Source organism: Klebsiella sp. CN_Kp113 (genome assembly GCF_040064585.1).
Taxonomy (GTDB): Bacteria; Pseudomonadota; Gammaproteobacteria; order Enterobacterales; family Enterobacteriaceae; genus Klebsiella; species Klebsiella michiganensis.
In genome coordinates, this window is record NZ_JBEAID010000018.1 from 150,349 (window position 1) to 168,845 (window position 18,497).

Here is an 18,497-nt window from a genome sequence, read left to right on the forward strand (position 1 = left end):
GTCACCTCGGGAATGCAATGGAAAAGAAACTGGGCCTTAGCGCCCTGACCGCGCTGGTTCTCAGCTCAATGCTGGGTGCAGGCGTATTCAGCCTGCCGCAAAATATGGCAGCCGTCGCCAGCCCTTCCGCACTGCTTATCGGCTGGGGTATCACCGGCGTAGGGATCCTGTTCCTCGCCTTTGCCATGCTGCTGCTCACCCGCATTCGCCCCGAACTCGACGGCGGTATTTTTACCTACGCCCGGGAAGGCTTTGGCGAGTTGATAGGCTTCTGCTCCGCCTGGGGCTACTGGCTGTGCGCGGTTGTTGCCAATGTCTCCTATCTGGTTATCGTCTTCTCTGCGCTAAGCTTCTTTACCGATACCCCCGAGCTGCGCCTATTTGGCGACGGCAACACCTGGCAATCCATCGTCGGCGCCTCCGTCCTGCTGTGGATTGTCCATTTCCTGGTGCTGCGCGGTGTACAAACGGCCGCGGGTATCAACCTGGCCGCGACGCTGGCCAAACTGCTGCCCCTAGGCGCGTTTATCGCGCTGGCCGCCATCGCGTTTCGTATGGAGACATTCCGCCTGGATTTCAGCGGCCTGGCGCTGGGCGTACCGGTATGGGAGCAGGTGAAAAACACCATGCTGATCACCCTGTGGGTTTTTATCGGCGTCGAAGGCGCGGTGGTTGTTTCCGCACGCGCGCGTAATAAACAGGATGTTGGCCGCGCGACGCTGCTGGCAGTACTCTCCGCGCTGGCGGTCTATCTGCTGGTGACGCTTCTCTCGTTAGGCGTCGTGCCGCGTAGCGAGCTGGCGGAAATACGCAACCCCTCAATGGCCGGGCTGATGGTCAACATGATGGGCTCATGGGGGGAGATTGTTATTGCCGCCGGGCTGATTATTTCCGTCTGCGGCGCGTATCTGAGCTGGACCATTATGGCGGCGGAGGTGCCCTATCTGGCAGCAACGCATAAAGCCTTCCCGCGCCTGTTTGCCCGGACCAATAAAAACAATGCCCCGTCGGCTTCGCTGTGGCTCACCAACGTCAGCGTACAGGCTTCGCTGGTATTGATTTGGCTTACCGGCTCAGATTACAACACGCTGCTGACCATCGCCTCTGAGATGATCCTGGTGCCCTACTTTCTCGTCGGCGCATTTTTGCTGAAGATTGCTGAGCGCCCGCTACACAAGGCCGTCGGTGTCGGTGCCTGTATTTATGGCTTATGGTTATTATATGCGTCCGGCCCTGTGCATTTATTGTTGTCAGTGATACTTTACGCTCCGGGTCTTCTGGTTTTCCTGTATGCCCGTCGTACACACCAGCACGATCGCCCGCTCAAACGCCGTGACCTGGCATTAATTGGTTTTTTGCTGGTTGCCGCCGTACCGGCAACGTGGATGTTGGTAGGGTAAGCGGTTACCCTGCCGCTGAACTCAAAGGAGATACCCATGGCTGACATCCAGCCTCGTCCAATCCTGATTACCGGCGGGGGCCGTCGTATCGGCCTCGCCCTGGCCCGCCATTTTCTGGCCCGGCAGCAGCCCGTTATTATCAGCTACCGCACCTGGTATCCCGCCATCGACGCGCTACGTGAAGCGGGCGCCGTTTGTCTGCACGCGGATTTCAGCACTGACGATAGTATTCTGGCGTTCGCCGAAGAGGTGAAGGCGCACGCCGGCAGCGGTCTGCGCGCCATCATCCATAACGCCAGCGGCTGGATGGCGGAAAAGCCCGGGGTGCCGTTAACCACGGTGCTCGCCAGCATGATGCAAATTCACGTCAACGCCCCCTACTTGCTCAACCATGCCCTGGAGAGCCTGCTGCGCGGCCACGGCCATGCGGCCAGCGACATTATCCATATCACCGACTACGTTGTGGAGCGCGGCAGCGACAAACACATTGCCTACGCCGCCAGCAAAGCGGCGCTGGATAATATGAGCCGCTCGTTCGCCCGCAAGCTGGCGCCGGAAATTAAGGTCAATGCTATCGCCCCTTCGCTGATTTTATTTAACGAAGGCGATGACGCGGAATACCGCAAGCAGGCGCTTGATAAATCGCTGATGAAAATCGCGCCAGGTGAAAAAGAGATTAGCGACCTGATCGAATACCTGTTCAGCAGCCGCTACGTGACCGGTCGCTCATTTGCCGTCGACGGCGGCCGCCATCTGCGCTAGTGGAAACGGCTCCAGCCGATAATTAACAGCCACGCGCAGAGGCTCCAGCACCCCACTGCGCCTGCCAGAGCGAACGGCAGGCGCATAACGCCGGTGAAATACCATAGCGAGAGCAAATAGATAAAGTACGGAATGATCGACCACATCCCGAATACGATGGTGGTTCGCAGCGCTTCGATCCCCCGCTCGCTGGCAACGATATAGTTCGCGATCAGGGCGAAAGTCGGAAAGAGCGGAATCAACCCGGCGATGTAGTAGTTCTTCGTTTTAGACAGCACGCCAATCAGGACAACGACCAGCGCGCCGAGCAGCGCTTTTATCAACAACCCCATTCCTTTTGCCTTAACATTTAAACAACAAGACCCCGCAGCATAACGGAAGCGCCGACAATTATAAACGCGCAAGAGCGGCCGATACCGTGTAGAAGCAAAAGACCTATTTTTTAGCGGTCTCATCACTGCCGCCCCCCCCTATGCCGAATATCCGCTCCTGGCGATAACCGTTCGCAAGGATGATATCCCTGGCAAGCGGAGCGCGTTATTAGATGGCCGTTTTTGCTGCCTTAAAAACTCTTCGGCTAAATACATTCATTAAATCAAAAAGAGAATGTTTTTTCTGATTATTGAGTTATACGTATAACATATTATTTTTCGTATTTTTAGATACAAATCAAATTAGCCTATTTTCGGCGCATCTCTTCCTCACGTATTTACACAGATTTTAAAGTCTGGCGCGCTTGCCTGGCGGGCATTTACAAAATGCCCAGCTCAATAACCGCACCGCTTCAGTGCAGCTATTGTTTTGCACTAAATGATTCAAATCAATACTGGCAAAATAGAGTGAAAGTGGTTAATTGATATGGTTGATTTTTATCATAAGAGGTTATTTTGAAATTATTCTTTTTGCGCAAATCCTGAATAAGCGCACATAGCCATTTTTTAGCAAAATGGCTAAATAAAACCAATTATTTTGATTTACATCAATATAAAACCGATTTCATAAGGAAGCATACTTTGCCGTTAATAACAGGCGCGGTAGTAGATATGATCGTAATTATATGATTTCACAATCTTTCGATCTGTTCCTGATATCCAGAACAGAATTTTATTCTGTTCACAATCCTCAATGCAGCCATTTAGTTCAGCTCATGCCAGTTTTTCGAATCTTTTACTTGTTGCTATTATCATTACTAGTATTAGACACTCATCTAATTGTTATTATTTTATATTAATCAGCATAAGAACCAGTTAAAGGAATCTCCATGTTCGGACCTGCTTCACGCAAAGTAAAAATGGCCATGAACTTAATCAAAATATATTCATCAACGCGAAAATGCTCGTAAATTACCGGAGAGCGTCAAGCATGCAGTGGAATATTGAAAATAGCCTTGTATGTCCTGTAACAGGAACAGGTTTTTCAGTTGCGGCAAGTGCCAAAAATCTGAAATTAATTATTTGGTATAGTGGGGATTATTTTTTGAGCATTGGTTCGGTTATTAACATCACACAAAATGAAGTTTTCATTAATGGTGTGCCCGGCGATTTACAGGTTATTCATGCATTCCCCTATACGGAAAATTTATGGTCAACATTTTCAAAGAATATTGAATGCCCCGGTAATCAGAACCCTATGCTGCTCATCTGCAATCGAAGAAGCCTCTGCAAGTTCGCCTTGTGCCCCTACGGCGCCAGGCAAAAGAGGCCGCAATAAGGCTTCCCCATCATTCGCGCTAGCGTACCGGTACTTATTTTCTATGTGGGCACGCGCTGTCCTGACAGCCCGTGCCCACATTGTGCCGCACCCTGTTCCCTTAATGCGCAATGCTTCTGCTCGTATCTGAATCATTGTCTGGCTCCGCAAAAAATAGTCCTGAACCGCAGCTCCGGGAATCATAGCGAATTTCATGGCTAATATATAGCTCATATTAATGTCCGGATGGTTTACAATGGCGGTAGCGAATGAATAGGCACCTGACTTCAGATACTGAATGCGCCACCTCAGCCGCGATGCAGGTAAAGAGATTCAAGCGATTAAAAGATGAGTGCAAGCATACACAATATGAATAAAATTGTTTTCGTTGAGGATGATGCCGAGGTCGGCGCACTGATTGCGGCCTACCTTGGCAAACACGATATGGACGTGGTGGTAGAACCGCGCGGCGATCGGGCGGAAGAGGTTATCGCGCGCGAAAAGCCGGACCTGGTGCTGCTGGATATCATGCTGCCGGGTAAAGACGGTATGACGCTGTGCCGCGATTTACGCGGCCAGTGGCAGGGACCAATCGTATTGCTCACTTCACTGGACAGCGATATGAACCATATTCTCTCACTCGAAATGGGCGCCAGCGATTATATCCTGAAAACCACGCCGCCCGCGGTGCTGTTAGCTCGCCTGCGCCTGCATTTGCGCCAGCATATCGCCGTGCCGGACGGCAGCGTCCCCTCCTCGCTCACCCCGCATAAAGCGATCGCTTTTGGCTCCCTGAGTATCGACCCGGTGAATAGACAGGTGATGCTCGGCGGCGAAAGCGTCGCCTTATCCACTGCGGATTTCGATCTCCTGTGGGAGTTAGCGACCCATGCTGGACAAATTATGGATCGGGACGCGTTATTAAAAAATCTGCGCGGAGTCAGCTACGATGGTATGGACCGCAGCGTCGATGTCGCCATCTCGCGGCTGCGTAAAAAGCTTCTCGATAATGCGACTGAGCCATATCGTATCAAAACGGTACGCAATAAAGGTTACCTGTTCGCCCCGCACGCCTGGGACAATTAATTTTGGCATATGGCGATGGAATAGCTGTTTGTGCGGAGTTAGCCGTCAGAGCCAATTCAACCTCCTGTTAATTATTTTTAAAACAGGGGGTGAAATTGCTTTTCCCACGCAAAACCCGCGCTTCACCGCGCGGCGCGCCTCACGACTTGCCGGGCGGGTGATACTCTTTGCAGACAATCAACGGAAAACATTCTACTGTGGAGTGATAGCGCTGGCGCCTGGCCAGTATCGACACCCGTCGTGAGTATAGAGATTCACACCTTCAGTGGGTTGGGATGACCGCAATATCTACTGCACGGGAGCATCTATATGTTGAACGATCTCAGCAGCGATGAAAGCAAAAGACGCGCGGCGATTGACCTGTTAAAAAACGCGGACGAAGGGCGAGACGAAGCGTTAAAAAAATACACTCATCTGGTCTGCCAGTTGCTAAAAATGCCAATGAGTTTTGTGTCAATCCTTGACGATGAAAAGCAGTACATCAAATCCGCTCAGAATATCGCCCCCACGGACACCAGCCTGGGCGGAGCATTTTGCGAACAGACCCTGAAACAGGGTGAGACTCTCCTTTGTCCTGATACGCATCAGCACCCGATCTTTCATCGCGATCGGGCGGTCAGAGAAGCGCCATTCATTCGCTTTTATGCAGGATGCCCGCTGAAAACCCGCGATGGAGTGACCGTGGGTACCTTGAGTATCTTAGATACGCAACCCAGGACACTTTCAGATGAGCAGATCGCTATTTTTAAGACTCTGGCCGAGCTGATATCGGATTTCTTAGCCTCCTGGCACTCAGTGGGGTATATCGACGTCGTCACGCTTTTACCCAATCGGCAGCGCCTGCTCAAGGACATTGAGGTGTCGGCGGAGGGTACTTTCAGGCTGGTCATTATTGACTGCATTGATATGCCATTTGCCTACGAGATGGCCCGCTCATTGGGGATGCTGGCGGTAGAGAATTTGCTTCGTGACATGACCGTCGCGCTGCAGGCGCGCCTGCCCATGGCGAGCAAACTTTACGCCGTGGCGGTGGGACGCTTTGCCTTTTTCACCCCGGAACCCATGGCGCTGTCATTGGAGGGTATAGCACTACGGCTTCAGGGAACCCAGGCCAGGATCGGCCCGGACGTTCCCCTGGATTTGAATATTCACATGGGTGACTCCGGTATTTGCGATAGCGACATGACGCCAAATGAAATTCTGCGGCGCGCGGTGAGCGCACTGCATGAAGCGATAAGCCAGGGGCACCGTTTTACGACCTATAATGACGCACTGGACATCCGCAAGAAGCGAGATTTCAGCCTGCTCACCGAACTCAGGCAAACGCTGCAGGGAAACCAGGGGTTATATCTGGTCTTTCAGCCAAAAATTTCGCTGACGACGGGAGACGTGACGGGCGCTGAAGCCTTGATAAGATGGAAGCATCCTATCAATGGCGAAGTGCTGCCGGGTGAATTTATTCCGCTGGTCGAAAAGACTAGCCTGATGCGCGAACTCTCGGCCTGGGTTATCGATCATACTATCGCGCAACTGAGTGACTGGCGGGATCGGGGGCTTTCTCTTCCCGTCTCAATTAATCTCGCCGCCAGCGATTTTTCTCGACCCGATTTCGCTGAGGAGCTTGAGCAGAAACTGCGGGAGGCGTGTCTTGACCCAGCCCTGCTGGGGGTGGAGTGTCTGGAGACTGAGAAGATGCTTGAAAGTCCGGCCGCGCTGAACGGACTAGACATGCTCAAAAAACGCGGGTTTAAAATTTCTCTGGATGACTTTGGATCGGGATACAGCAACATTAATTACCTGCGGCAAATCCCGCTGGACATCATCAAACTCGACCGGTCTATTGTGAGGCATATAGTCCATGAGAAAGCCAGCCGCATTATTGTGCACAACGTTATCAGGCTCCTCAAGCAGCTCGATTACGTCGTCCTTGCCGAAGGCGTCGAGGATCTCGAAACGGTTGAGATTTTACGCAGCCTGGGCTGCGATGAGGTTCAGGGATATTTTTATGCCCGGCCGATGGTCTCCGTTGATTTTGCCGCATGGTATCGCGCCAGAAAGGCAGACCTGGGAAAGCAATCCTGAGATGAACGACTCTTTTCAATGTTCTTTCAGTCTATGAACCAATCCAGCGATAAAGACGCGCAACGGGCGCTGCACTGAGGAACACGATATGACTACCTTTTACCAATTGACTGCCACCAGCCTGCACGGCCAGCCCATCTCAATGGCTGACTATGCTGGCAAGCTCGTTCTGGTGGTCAATACTGCCAGCCACTGTGGCTTCACACCGCAATATGCAGGGCTGGAAGCGCTCTACGCGAAATACGCTGCCCATGGGCTGATAGTGCTTGGTTTCCCCTGCAACCAGTTTGGTAAGCAGGAGCCCGGCGGCGTCGATGACATCGAGCAGACCTGTCGGATCAATTACGGTGTAAGCTTCCCGATGTTCGAGAAAGTGGAGGTCAACGGCGCCAGCGCGCACCCGCTGTTTCGTTACCTGAAAGATGAGTTACCCGGCGTGCTGGGCGGGCGGATCAAATGGAACTTCACGAAGTTCTTGATCGGTCGCGACGGCACCCCTCTCACGCGTTTCGCGCCGTTCACCACCCCGGAGAAAATGGAGACCGCCATCCTTGCCGCACTAAAGATTTAAATCTTTTGCCTCCCTGACCACTGCCTGTGCGCGAGTGAATGTTCGTTCCGCGCCGGAAGTGCGCCTGGAAAAATGACAATGGGTTAGGAATAAGTCCCGCGCACGCGATACAAATCACTCATTTTTCAGCCCACCACACGCCAGATATTTCTCTTTTCTGCGAGTTAAGCAATCTATTAAAACAATACCTGCCCGGCAAGATGACCTATTCCCATCGACGAAAACATCGCCAGGGTGCTCCAGCAAGTAATTCTGCCGATCGCCCTGAGAGGGGAGGCTCTGCTGACAATTGAAGATATATAGCCAAGAGCGGCCAGTGAAAAAAGGGAGGAGAGAATAACAAAGAGAAAAACCAGCGTTGCTGGAGAAAGCCATGCAACGACTAAAGGCAACGTTGCGCCAGCGGAAAAACTCAGCGCCGAGAAAACGGCAGCCTGCAGGGGGCGCGCAGAATTGGTATCCGTCAGTCCCAGCTCCTCGCGGGCATGCGTGTCCAGAGCATCTTTCACCATGAGTTGTTCGGCAACCTTTTGGGCAAGCTCTGGCTCGAGTCCGCGTTGCACATAAAGTAAAGTCAGCTCGCGTACTTCTCCCTGATAATCTGTTTCCAGTTCCCTCTTTTCCTGAGCGAGAGCCGCGTTTTCCGTATCGGCCTGAGATGAGACGGAAACATATTCCCCCGCGGCCATCGACATCGCCCCCGCGACCAGCCCGGCAATGCCCGCAAGTAAAACCCCGGAAGAGCCCGTATTAGCAGACGCAACGCCAAGAACAAGGCTCGCTGTCGAAACAATACCATCGTTAGCCCCGAGTACAGCAGCCCTCAACCATCCGACGCGTTCAATGCTGTGTCGTTCAAGATGCATGCTTTTATTCTCCTTTAAGTACGCCTGTTCAGCCTGGCGGGATGAGGGTGGAATAAAACGGATTAAAACAGAGAACGCTTCGCACATCGGCGCCGACCGAGGTACATTACATTCTTCTCTGATTTGGCTTCAACCCACACCATCATACTTATGCGTGCCGGATGTTGTCAGCCGCAGCGAACCCTGCTTTCATAGCAAATCAAATGGGCATAAAACGCAACAAGGACTTTTGACGTAGATTGCGCCTGGATAAATGCCCCCGCAGTGCCCCTGCAGGTAAAAGCAGGAATTTAACCTTTTGATTTTGAGTGAGATTTAATGAAAAAGCTGTTTGTGCAGTTTTACCTCCTGCTGTTCGTCTGCTTCCTGGTCATGACCATGATGGTGGGCCTGGTGTACAAATTCACCGCCGAACGCGCAGGGCGTCAGTCGCTGGACGATCTGATGAAAAGTTCGCTGTATCTGATGCGCAGCGAGCTGCGGGAGATCCCGCCGCGCGACTGGAGCAAAACGCTCAAAGAGCTGGACCTCAATCTCTCTTTCGATCTGCATATCGAGCCCATCAGCAAATTCAAGCTCTCGGAAAACTCGATGCAGCATCTGCGCGCCGGGGATATCGTCGCCCTCGACGATCAGTACACCTTTATCCAGCGGATCCCGCGCAGCCACTACGTGCTCTCCGTCGGTCCGGTGCCGTATCTCTATTTTTTGCATGAGATGCGCCTGCTCGATCTGGCCCTGATGGCTTTTATCGCCATCTCGCTGGCCTTTCCGGTCTTTATCTGGATGCGTCCTCACTGGCAGGAGATGCTGCGTATTGAGACCGCCGCCCAGCGCTTCGGCGACGGACATCTTACTGAACGCATTCATTTCGACAGCATGTCCAGCTTCGCGCGGCTGGGGGTGGCGTTTAATCAGATGGCCGATAACATCAACGCGCTTATCGCCAGCAAAAAACAGCTGATCGATGGCATCGCCCATGAACTGCGGACCCCGCTGGTGCGCCTGCGCTATCGCCTGGAAATGAGTGAGAACCTCACCGAAGCCGAATCGCAGGCGTTGAACCGCGATATCGGGCAGCTGGAGGCGCTGATTGAAGAACTTCTGACCTACGCCCGGCTTGACCGCCCGCAGAACGAACTGAAGCTGACGACCCCCAATTTCCCGGCGTGGATCCGCGATCACGTGGAAGATATTCAGACGGTTAATCCCCAGCGCGAGATTGCGCTAACCGACGTCGTGGCCGGGAGTTACGGCGCGCTGGATATGCGCTTAATGGAACGGGTGCTGGATAATCTGGTGAATAATGCCCTGCGCTACAGTAACCAGCGTATTCAGATCAGCCTGACGCTGCAGGCTTCGCGCGCGACGCTGCGGGTCGAAGATGATGGCCCCGGAATTGCGCCTGATGAACGTGAGCGAGTGTTCGAGCCTTTCGTACGCCTCGACCCGAGCCGCGATCGCGCGACCGGCGGCTGTGGCCTTGGTTTAGCTATCGTCCACAGCATCGCCCAGGCAATGGCCGGGGAAGTGCATTGCGAAGCGAGTTCGCTGGGCGGGGCCTGTTTTTGCTTTAGCTGGCCGGTCTATCATCAGTTGCCGGATTTTACCTCCGCCTGATACGCCTTTGCGCAAAAGCTGAGGCCTGCTATAGTTAAAAAATCGCTAAGTATGTTGTAACTAAGGTGGGGAATATGGCCAGCTATGACCTTGTTGAACGTCTGAACGACACCTTTCGCCAGCTCGAGCATGAACTACAGGCGCTAAAACACGCCCTGAGCCAGTGCCGCCTGCTGGCCGCCCGCGTCTTTGAGCTGCCGCCGGTGAGTAAAGACGCAGAACACCAGCCGCTGGAAAGCATCAACGTGGTTCAGCACACCGGCAAAACCGCGCTGGAGATGGCGCTCAGGCACTATAGTCATCTGTTTATCCAGCAGCAGTCGGAAACCCGCAGCAGCAAAGCCGCCGTGCGTTTACCCGGCGCGATTTGTCTGCAAACTGACGCCCGCGAACAGGCTGAACTCTTAGACAAAATCACCCATATCAACGCCCTCAAAGCGCGCTTCGAGAAGATTATCACCGTGGATTCCGGCCTGCCTGCCGCCGCGCGGTTTGAGTGGGTCCATCGCCACCTGCCGGGGCTGATTACGCTGAGCGCCTATCGCACGCTAACTCCCCTCCTCGATCCGAGCACCATCCGCTTCGGCTGGGCCAATAAGCACGTGATTAAAAATCTCACCCGCGATCGGGTACTCATGCAGCTGGAAAAAAGCCTTCAGTCGCCCCGGGCGGTTCCGCCGTGGACCCGCGAGCAGTGGCAAAGCAAGCTGGAGCGAGAGTATCAGGATATTGCCGCCCTGCCGCAGCGGGCAAAGCTGAAAATAAAGCGGCCGGTGAAGGTGCAGCCCATCGCCAGGGTCTGGTACAGCGGGGAACAAAAACAGGTACAATACGCCTGTCCGGGACCGATGATTGCGCTGATATCCGGCACGAAGGGCGTCAGCGTGCCGGACCTCGGTGAACTCCTGAACTATGACGCCGATAACGTGCAGTATCGCTACAAACCGCAGGCGCAGTCGCTCAGGCTACTGATTCCGCGGCTGCACCTGTGGCTGGCTAGCGAGTAGACATACTGCCCACCATCTCTTCCGGGCGCACCCAGCGGTCAAACTCGGCTTCCGTCAGGTAGCCGAGCGCCAGCGCCGACGCTTTCAGGGTTAACCCCTCTTTATGGGCCTTTTTGGCAATTTCCGCCGCTTTGTCATAGCCGATATGGGTATTCAGCGCGGTTACCAGCATCAGCGACTCATTCAGCAACTGGCTGATGCGTTCACGGTTCGGCTCAATGCCTTCCGCGCAGTGCTCGTTAAAGCTCGCCATCCCGTCAGCCAGCAGCCGCACCGATTGCAGGAAGTTGTGGATCACCATCGGGCGATAGACGTTGAGCTCAAAGTTGCCCGATGCGCCGCCGATATTCACCGCGACATCGTTGCCCATCACCTGACAGCACAGCATGGTCAGGGCTTCGCACTGGGTCGGGTTCACCTTGCCAGGCATAATCGACGAACCCGGTTCATTTTCCGGGATCGCAATCTCGCCAATCCCACAGCGCGGGCCGGAGGCCAGCCAGCGCACATCGTTGGCAATTTTCATCAGCGAAGCGGCCAGCCCTTTCAGCGCCCCGTGCGCGTGCACCAGCGCATCAACGGTCGCCAGCGCTTCAAACTTGTTCGGCGCGGTGACAAACGGCTGGCCGCTTAAGGCCGCCAGCTCGGCGGCGACGCGTACCGCATATTCCGGATGGGTATTGAGCCCGGTTCCCACCGCCGTCCCGCCCAGCGCCAGCTCGGCCAGATGCGGCAGGCTATGGTCGAGATGTTTTAAATTGTGCTCCAGCATGGCTACCCAGCCGGAGATCTCCTGACCGAGGGTCAGCGGCGTCGCATCCTGCAGATGGGTGCGGCCTATTTTGACAATATCGCTGAAGGCAACGGCTTTATTGTTCAGGGTCTGCTTCAGCACGTTGAGCTGCGGGATCAGCTTCTCCCGCAGGGCAATCATCGCCGCCACGTGCATCGCCGTCGGGAACACGTCGTTAGAGCTCTGGCTCTTGTTGACATCATCGTTGGGGTGAATCTTACGCTCCATCCCGCGCGCCCCGCCCAGCAGTTCACTCGCGCGATTGGCCAGTACCTCATTCATATTCATGTTGCTTTGCGTGCCGGAGCCGGTTTGCCAGATAGCCAGCGGAAACTCGTCCGGATGTTTGCCTGCCAGCACTTCGTCCGCGGCCTGAATAATCGCTTGCGCTTTCTCCGCGGCCAGAAGGCCGAGATCGTTATTCACCTTCGCCGCTGCGCGCTTGGTCAGCGCCAGCGCATAAATAAGCTCGGCCGGCATTTTTTCCGTCGAAATACGAAAATGCTCCAGCGAGCGCTGGGTTTGCGCGCCCCATAGCTTGTCGGCAGGCACATCGATGGCGCCCATTGAGTCTTTTTCACTGCGATGCGTTGTCATGACTGTCTCCTTGGATTCAACGTGCGTAATAGCGACAAAGCTCACCTGCTCAAAGGGTAAAGTATGGGTCAGATTTATAAGTTGTTTTGGTGGTTCGTGCCGCTAAGCGGCATAAAAAAACCGCCCCGAAGGGCGGCTGAAATCATTTCACGCAGCGGGCGCACTGCGAGCTCTGGATTTGCTGGAAGAAGTCGTTGCCTTTGTCATCCACGAGGATAAACGCCGGGAAGTCTTCGACTTCAATTTTCCAGATGGCTTCCATACCCAGCTCCGGGTACGCCACGCACTCGAGGCTGCGGATACTCTGCTGCGCCAGTACCGCCGCCGGGCCGCCGATGCTGCCGAGGTAGAAACCGCCGTGTTTATGACAGGCATCGGTCACCTGCTGGCTGCGGTTGCCTTTGGCTAACATGATTTTACTCGCCCCGTGCGCCTGCAGCAGGTCGACGTAGGAGTCCATGCGGCCAGCGGTCGTCGGGCCAAGGGAGCCGGACGCGTAGCCGTCGGGCGTTTTCGCCGGGCCCGCGTAGTAGATCGGGTGGTCTTTGACGTACTGCGGCAACGCCTCACCGCTGTCGATAAGCTCTTTCAGCTTCGCGTGGGCGATATCGCGGGCCACGATAATCGTCCCGCTCAGCGACAGGCGGGTCGACACCGGATACTGCGACAGCAGCGCCAGAATATCGCTCATCGGCTGGTTGAGGTTGACCTTGACCGCCTCGCCCTCGCCGGCCTGACGAAGATGCTCGGGAATATATTTGCCCGGATTGCTCTCCAGTTTCTCAATCCAGATACCGTGGCGGTTGATTTTGGCTTTGATATTGCGATCCGCCGAACAGGAGACGCCCATGCCCACCGGGCAGGAGGCGCCGTGGCGCGGCAGGCGCACGACGCGGATATCGTGGGCGAAGTATTTGCCGCCGAACTGTGCGCCGAGACCGAGGTTTTGCGCCTCCACCAGCAGTTCCTGCTCCAGCTGAATATCGCGGAAGGCCTGGCCGTGTTCGTTGCCTTCGGTCGGCAGGCCGTCGTAGTACTTGGTTGAGGCCAGCTTAACGGTTTTCAGGGTGGACTCCGCCGAGGTGCCGCCAATGACGAAAGCAATATGGTACGGCGGGCAGGCGGCGGTTCCCAGAGTGCGCATCTTTTCGACGAGATAGTTTTTCAGCTTCGCCGGGGTAATTAACGCTTTGGTTTCCTGGTACAGGTAGGTTTTATTCGCCGAGCCGCCGCCTTTGGCGATGCAGAGGAATTTGTACTCCTCGCCGTCGGTGGCGTAAAGATCGATCTGCGCAGGCAGGTTAGTGCCGGTGTTGACCTCTTTATACATATCCAGCGGCGCGTTCTGCGAATAGCGCAGGTTATCCTGGATATAGGTGTTATAAACGCCCTGCGCCAGCGCGGCTTCATCGCCGCCGCCGGTCCACACGCGCTGGCCTTTTTTGCCGGTAATAATCGCGGTACCGGTATCCTGGCAGGTCGGCAGCACGCCTTTGGCGGCGATATCCGAGTTGCGCAGAAACTGCAGCGCCACGTACTTATCGTTTTCGCTGGCTTCCGGGTCGTTGAGAATATCGGCCACCTGCTGCTGGTGCGCCGGGCGAAGCATAAAGGAGGCGTCGTGGAAAGCGTGTTGTGCCAGTAAAGTTAGCGCCTGAGGTTCAACTTTCAGAACTTCCTGGCCGGCGAATTCGGCGACGGAGACGTAATCACTGCTGAGGAGGTAGTACTCGGTATCGTCCTTTTTCAGTGGAAAAGGATCCTGATATACAAACGGTTTATTCGACATTGTGCTCTCACTTACTGCTTAGCTGATTATATTTCAGGCAGACACTCCATTTGCCCGTGGAAAAGCGAGTCGATCGATTTTACACAATTTTTTAACAAAAACTGAGACAAGGACGACTTTTTCTTCGCGCCGGTTGCTTATCGGTCGATTGCTGGTTTAATAGTGCCATGACTATTAAGTGGAAACAGGGATTGAGAATGCAAAAGCTCATTAACTCAGTGCAAAACTACGCCTGGGGAAGCCATACCGCCTTAACCGAACTTTATGGGATTGCTAACCCGGACAACCTGCCGATGGCGGAGCTGTGGATGGGCGCCCATCCCAAGAGCAGCTCGCAGATTGTGGATAATAGCGGGGCGCCGCGCTCTCTGCGCGACGCGATCGAAAGCGATAAAGCAACCCTGCTTGGCGCGAAAGTCGCCGAGCGTTTTGGCGAACTGCCGTTCCTGTTCAAAGTTCTGTGCGCCGCGCAGCCGCTCTCTATCCAGGTCCACCCCAACAAGCAGGCCTCGGAAATCGGTTTTGCCAAAGAGAACGCTGCCGGGATCCCGCTTGATGCCGCCGAACGTAACTATAAAGATCCGAACCACAAGCCGGAGCTGGTTTTCGCCTTAACGCCGTTCCTCGCCATGAACGCCTTCCGCGAGTTTGCCGAAATCGTCACCCTGCTGCAGCCGGTTGCCGATGCGCATCCGGCGATTGCCCAGTTCCTTGCGCAGCCTGACGCCGGGCATCTGAGCCAGCTGTTCGCCAGCCTGCTGAACATGAAAGGCGATGAAAAAGCGCACGCCTTACGGGCGCTGCAGGCGGCGCTGGACAGCGAACAGGGTGAGCCCTGGCAGACTATCCGCCTGATCGCCGAGTTCTACCCGGACGATAGCGGCCTCTTCTCTCCGCTGCTGCTCAACGTGGTCAAACTGAATCCCGGAGAGGCGATGTTCCTGTTTGCGGAAACCCCGCACGCCTACCTGCAGGGCGTGGCGCTGGAAGTGATGGCCAACTCTGACAACGTGCTTCGCGCGGGCCTGACGCCGAAATATATCGATATTCCGGAACTGGTGGCGAACGTCAAATTTGAGCCAAAACCCGCGGGCCAACTGCTGACCCAGCCGGTAATTCACGGCGCGGAGCTGGACTTCCCCATCCCGGTTGACGATTTTGCCTTCTCGCTGCACGACCTGTCAGCGCAGGCGTCAACCATCGCCCAGCAGAGCGCGGCGATCCTGTTCTGCGTCGAGGGTGAGGCGACGATTGCCAAAGGCGAACAGCGCCTGACGCTGAAGCCGGGTGAATCCGCGTTTATCGGCTGTAATGAATCACCGGTGCAGGTTAGCGGCCGCGGCCGCGTGGCGCGCGTGTTTAATAAGCTCCAGTAAGTTACTGAACTTTTTAGCCACAGTTGCTAGACTTTCACCCATCATGACAACACAACCAGGCGGCCCGATCCGCCTGGTTTCATTTATGGACAAATGCTATGAAAAAATCGCTGGTCGCAGCAGGAGTTATCATTGCGCTGGGCGTCGTCTGGACGGGCGGCGCGTGGTATACGGGGAAGCAGCTGGAAAGCCGCATTGCCGACATGGTGCAGCAGGCTAATGCTCAGCTGCAAAGCAGCGCGCCGCAGGCTGGCGTGGAGCTGACGTATCAGGGCTATCAGCGCGGACTGTTCCGCAGCCATTTACAGCTGGTGCTGAAGCCTGCTGCCGGCAAGGCGCCCCGCTGGCTTGCCGCCGGACAGTCGCTGGTGTTTGATGAAGTCGTCGATCACGGCCCTTTCCCGCTGGCTTCGCTCAAATCCTTTAACCTCGCCCCGGCGATGGCGTCCGTCAAAACCACCCTGACCAATAACGACGCCAGCAAGGCGCTGTTCGACATCGCTAAAGGCGAAACGCCGTTCACCATTGATACCCGTATCGCTTATAGCGGCGACAACACATCCGCTATTGTGCTCAACCCGCTTGATTACGCGAAAGGCGATGAGAAGGTGACCTTCAGCGGCGGACAGTTCCAGCTGAACGCTGACCGCGAAGGGAAAACCCTCAGCCTGAGCGGCGAAGCCGGTAGCGGGCAGATTAACGCGGTTAACGAGTACAACCAGAAAGTTCAGCTCACCTTTAATAACCTGAAAACCGACGGCTCTACCGAAATGGCCAGCTTCAACGAGCGTATCGGTAAACAGGCTATCTCGCTGGACAAGCTGGCGATTGGCGTTGAAGGCAAAGAGCTGGCGCTGTTCGAAGGGATGAAAATTGACGGCAATTCGTCGCTGACTGCCGACGGTAAAGGCATTAACAGCCAGCTGGACTACACGGTCAACAGCCTCAAGCTGCAAAATCAGGATATCGGTAGCGGCCGGCTGACGCTGAAGCTGGACAATATTGATGGCGAAGCCTTCCATCAGTTCAGCCAAAAATACAACGCTGAAGCGCAGGCGCTGATGGCGGATCCGCAGCTGGCGCAGAATCCTGAGCTCTATCAGCAGGCGTTAACGCAAACCTTCTTTAGCGCGCTGCCGATGATGCTGAAAGGCAGCCCGTCCCTGACCATTTCGCCGCTGAGCTGGCGCAATGCGAAGGGGGAAACCACCCTGAATCTTTCGATTCTGCTCAAAGACCCGTCGCTGACCACCACGCCGCCGCAGACGCTGGCGGATGAAGTGGATCGTAGCGTTAAATCGCTCGACGGCAAGCTGGTGATCCCGGTGGATATGGCGACGGCGTTTATGACCCAGATTGCCGGGCTGGAAGGCTATCAGCCCGCCGACGCCGCTAAGCTTGCGGATCAGCAGGTGAAAGGCCTGGCGGCGATGGGGCAGATGTTCCGCATCACCACCATGGAAGATAACGCCATCACCTCAAGCCTGCAGTACGCTGACGGCCAGGTTACGCTGAACGGACAGAAAATGCCGCTGGATGAGTTTGCCGGAATGTTCGGTTTAGCGCTTCCCGCCGTCTCTGAACCCGCAGCGCCGCAGGAAACTCAGCCGCAAGATGACGCGCCGCAAGACGTGGTGCCACCCGCCGCGCCGCAGCAATAAACGGCAAATAGCCCCTGCCCAGGGGCTATTTTCGGGTAATCAGTCGGGGAGAAATAATCTGGTTTCTCGCCGCGCCCTGTCCCTCTTCCATACGCCGTAAAATACACTCCGCGAGGCTTTGTCCCAGCTCCCGGGCGGGCGTCGTCACCCAGGTCAGCGGCAGATCGTCCAGCGCCTCCTCGGGTAACTCCGCAAAGGCCGCCAGCGCGACCCGCTGTTCAAAATAGCTTTCGACGCCAGCTTCGCCGCTCTGGCGCCCGGCGCGCATCAGCCCAAACCACGCCCCGGTGGCAATCACGCTGTTGTAGCACAGCACCGCGCTAATCGTTGGGTTTTGCCGCAGCAGCGCCGCCATCGCCTCTGCCGCCTGCTTCTGGCTCGACTCGCACTCCAGCACCCACTCGCTATGAAACGGCAGGCCATACTTCAGCAGGGTGGCGCAGTAGCCGCCTACCCGTTCGGCGCGCGTCAGGGACGAGCTCTGCCCTCCCAGCCAGGCAATGCGCTGATGGCCGCGGCGGATCAGGTGCTCGGTGACAATCTGCGCCGCCTGCATATTATCCGGGCGGATCAGGTCGACATCGTCGAGATAGCTGGCGCGGGAAGCAAACACCAGCGGCATTCCAGCTTGCGCCGCGCGATCGCGCAGCTCCGCTCCCTGGTCGATCGCCCCGGCAATCACCACGCCGTCGACCCCTTGCGCCACCAGGGTATCAAAACGCTGGAGCATTTTTTCACCGCTGTGCCCCCCCTGGGTGAGAAACACCATTCTGCCCTGCGACTCAAGCGCATCGGTCAATCCGGCGGTCATCTCCGCGTAGAAAGGCTTCGATAAGTCGCTGACGATCAGGCCAATAACGCCGCTCTGGCCGCCGCGCAGCGACGCCGCCTGGCGGTTGCGCACGAAGCCCAGCTGTTCAATGGCATGATTGACGCGCTCGCCGGTGGCCGACGAAATACGCCCCTTGCCACTCAGCACCAGCGATACCGTACTGACCGACACGCCTGCCGCCTGGGCGACATCATTAATGGTGATTTTTTTCGCGATAGCCATAACTGCAGGCCGACTCCCTTTGGCTGTCGATAAAACGTTTTATCAAGATACTCTCTTTATAAACGTTATTATCGCCGGAATATGTGATTTTTATCGCACTAAAATTTGGTAAAACGTTTTATCTTTCCGTGGCGTTACATCCTA

At 55.5% G+C, this 18,497-nt stretch carries 15 protein-coding genes; 10 read left to right on the top strand and 5 right to left on the bottom strand.

Going from position 1 to position 18,497, the window contains the following annotated elements; genetic code table 11:
- Window positions 1-17 precede the first annotated feature (17 nt).
- The gene (locus tag ABLV30_RS10795; protein WP_014229568.1) at window positions 18-1,400 is read left to right on the top strand and encodes an amino acid permease; all 1,383 of its coding nucleotides are present in this window, start codon (window positions 18-20) and stop codon (window positions 1,398-1,400) included.
- 36 nt (window positions 1,401-1,436) lie between these two features.
- On the top strand, window positions 1,437-2,162 hold the full coding sequence (gene folM, locus ABLV30_RS10800; protein ID WP_014838648.1) for a dihydromonapterin reductase: 726 nt from the start codon (window positions 1,437-1,439) through the stop codon (window positions 2,160-2,162).
- On the opposite strand, the gene ABLV30_RS10805 is transcribed toward folM, so the two are convergent.
- On the bottom strand, window positions 2,159-2,494 hold the full coding sequence (locus ABLV30_RS10805) for a GlpM family protein (protein ID WP_014229570.1): 336 nt from the start codon (window positions 2,492-2,494) through the stop codon (window positions 2,159-2,161). The two genes, folM and ABLV30_RS10805, sit on opposite strands and share 4 nt — an antisense overlap.
- 1,030 nt (window positions 2,495-3,524) lie before the next feature.
- Here ABLV30_RS10805 and iraM point away from each other — a divergent pair.
- The 4 genes from iraM (at window position 3,525) to ABLV30_RS10825 (ending at window position 7,590) form a co-directional block, all read left to right on the top strand.
- Window positions 3,525-3,872, top strand: a complete 348-nt coding sequence (iraM, locus tag ABLV30_RS10810) for an anti-adapter protein IraM (RefSeq protein WP_014229571.1) — start codon at window positions 3,525-3,527, stop codon at window positions 3,870-3,872.
- Window positions 3,873-4,220: 348 nt separating this feature from the next.
- Complete coding sequence (rstA, locus tag ABLV30_RS10815; RefSeq protein WP_004851385.1) at window positions 4,221-4,937, top strand: two-component system response regulator RstA; 717 nt, start codon at window positions 4,221-4,223, stop codon at window positions 4,935-4,937.
- Between the two features lie 309 nt (window positions 4,938-5,246).
- Window positions 5,247-7,019 carry an EAL domain-containing protein gene (locus tag ABLV30_RS10820; protein WP_048262185.1) on the top strand — a complete coding sequence of 591 codons (1,773 nt, stop codon included), beginning with the start codon at window positions 5,247-5,249 and terminating at the stop codon, window positions 7,017-7,019.
- Window positions 7,020-7,107: 88 nt separating this feature from the next.
- Window positions 7,108-7,590 (top strand): glutathione peroxidase, encoded by a 483-nt coding sequence (locus ABLV30_RS10825; protein WP_048262187.1) that lies wholly within the window; start codon window positions 7,108-7,110, stop codon window positions 7,588-7,590.
- A 176-nt stretch (window positions 7,591-7,766) separates the two neighbouring features.
- Here the strand turns inward: ABLV30_RS10825 and ABLV30_RS10830 are convergent, their stop codons facing one another.
- Window positions 7,767-8,456, bottom strand: a complete 690-nt coding sequence (locus tag ABLV30_RS10830) for a VIT family protein (RefSeq protein WP_064374892.1) — start codon at window positions 8,454-8,456, stop codon at window positions 7,767-7,769.
- A 318-nt stretch (window positions 8,457-8,774) separates the two neighbouring features.
- On the opposite strand from ABLV30_RS10830, the gene rstB reads away from it, so the two are divergent.
- Both rstB and tus read left to right on the top strand, forming a co-directional pair.
- Window positions 8,775-10,076 carry a two-component system sensor histidine kinase RstB gene (gene rstB, locus ABLV30_RS10835; protein WP_014229576.1) on the top strand — a complete coding sequence of 434 codons (1,302 nt, stop codon included), beginning with the start codon at window positions 8,775-8,777 and terminating at the stop codon, window positions 10,074-10,076.
- A gap of 74 nt (window positions 10,077-10,150) precedes the next feature.
- The gene (gene tus, locus ABLV30_RS10840) at window positions 10,151-11,083 is read left to right on the top strand and encodes a DNA replication terminus site-binding protein (RefSeq protein WP_014229577.1); all 933 of its coding nucleotides are present in this window, start codon (window positions 10,151-10,153) and stop codon (window positions 11,081-11,083) included.
- Here tus and fumC read toward each other — a convergent pair.
- Entirely contained in the window at window positions 11,073-12,473 is a 1,401-nt protein-coding gene (gene fumC, locus ABLV30_RS10845; RefSeq protein WP_025105818.1) for a class II fumarate hydratase, read from the bottom strand. The two genes, tus and fumC, sit on opposite strands and share 11 nt — an antisense overlap.
- Before the next feature lie 142 nt (window positions 12,474-12,615).
- On the bottom strand, window positions 12,616-14,262 hold the full coding sequence (gene fumA, locus ABLV30_RS10850) for a class I fumarate hydratase FumA (protein ID WP_025105819.1): 1,647 nt from the start codon (window positions 14,260-14,262) through the stop codon (window positions 12,616-12,618).
- A gap of 197 nt (window positions 14,263-14,459) precedes the next feature.
- On the opposite strand from fumA, the gene manA reads away from it, so the two are divergent.
- Complete coding sequence (manA, locus tag ABLV30_RS10855; protein ID WP_025105820.1) at window positions 14,460-15,638, top strand: mannose-6-phosphate isomerase; 1,179 nt, start codon at window positions 14,460-14,462, stop codon at window positions 15,636-15,638.
- Between the two features lie 98 nt (window positions 15,639-15,736).
- On the top strand, window positions 15,737-17,299 hold the full coding sequence (locus ABLV30_RS10860; protein ID WP_148851271.1) for a YdgA family protein: 1,563 nt from the start codon (window positions 15,737-15,739) through the stop codon (window positions 17,297-17,299).
- A 25-nt stretch (window positions 17,300-17,324) separates the two neighbouring features.
- Here the strand turns inward: ABLV30_RS10860 and ABLV30_RS10865 are convergent, their stop codons facing one another.
- On the bottom strand, window positions 17,325-18,353 hold the full coding sequence (locus ABLV30_RS10865) for a Mal regulon transcriptional regulator MalI (RefSeq protein WP_004851407.1): 1,029 nt from the start codon (window positions 18,351-18,353) through the stop codon (window positions 17,325-17,327).
- Window positions 18,354-18,497: the final 144 nt, after the last annotated feature.

Excerpts from the sequence above, each read along its gene's own strand:
- ABLV30_RS10795 (WP_014229568.1), top strand. The coding sequence starts at position 18 with ATGGAAAAGAAACTGGGCCTTAGCGCCCTGACCGCGCTGGTTCTCAGC.
- folM (WP_014838648.1), top strand. The coding sequence starts at position 1,437 with ATGGCTGACATCCAGCCTCGTCCAATCCTGATTACCGGCGGGGGCCGT.
- ABLV30_RS10805 (WP_014229570.1), bottom strand. The coding sequence starts at position 2,494 with ATGGGGTTGTTGATAAAAGCGCTGCTCGGCGCGCTGGTCGTTGTCCTG.
- iraM (WP_014229571.1), top strand. The coding sequence starts at position 3,525 with ATGCAGTGGAATATTGAAAATAGCCTTGTATGTCCTGTAACAGGAACA.
- rstA (WP_004851385.1), top strand. The coding sequence starts at position 4,221 with ATGAATAAAATTGTTTTCGTTGAGGATGATGCCGAGGTCGGCGCACTG.
- ABLV30_RS10820 (WP_048262185.1), top strand. The coding sequence starts at position 5,247 with ATGTTGAACGATCTCAGCAGCGATGAAAGCAAAAGACGCGCGGCGATT.
- ABLV30_RS10825 (WP_048262187.1), top strand. The coding sequence starts at position 7,108 with ATGACTACCTTTTACCAATTGACTGCCACCAGCCTGCACGGCCAGCCC.
- ABLV30_RS10830 (WP_064374892.1), bottom strand. The coding sequence starts at position 8,456 with ATGCATCTTGAACGACACAGCATTGAACGCGTCGGATGGTTGAGGGCT.
- rstB (WP_014229576.1), top strand. The coding sequence starts at position 8,775 with ATGAAAAAGCTGTTTGTGCAGTTTTACCTCCTGCTGTTCGTCTGCTTC.
- tus (WP_014229577.1), top strand. The coding sequence starts at position 10,151 with ATGGCCAGCTATGACCTTGTTGAACGTCTGAACGACACCTTTCGCCAG.
- fumC (WP_025105818.1), bottom strand. The coding sequence starts at position 12,473 with ATGACAACGCATCGCAGTGAAAAAGACTCAATGGGCGCCATCGATGTG.
- fumA (WP_025105819.1), bottom strand. The coding sequence starts at position 14,262 with ATGTCGAATAAACCGTTTGTATATCAGGATCCTTTTCCACTGAAAAAG.
- manA (WP_025105820.1), top strand. The coding sequence starts at position 14,460 with ATGCAAAAGCTCATTAACTCAGTGCAAAACTACGCCTGGGGAAGCCAT.
- ABLV30_RS10860 (WP_148851271.1), top strand. The coding sequence starts at position 15,737 with ATGAAAAAATCGCTGGTCGCAGCAGGAGTTATCATTGCGCTGGGCGTC.
- ABLV30_RS10865 (WP_004851407.1), bottom strand. The coding sequence starts at position 18,353 with ATGGCTATCGCGAAAAAAATCACCATTAATGATGTCGCCCAGGCGGCA.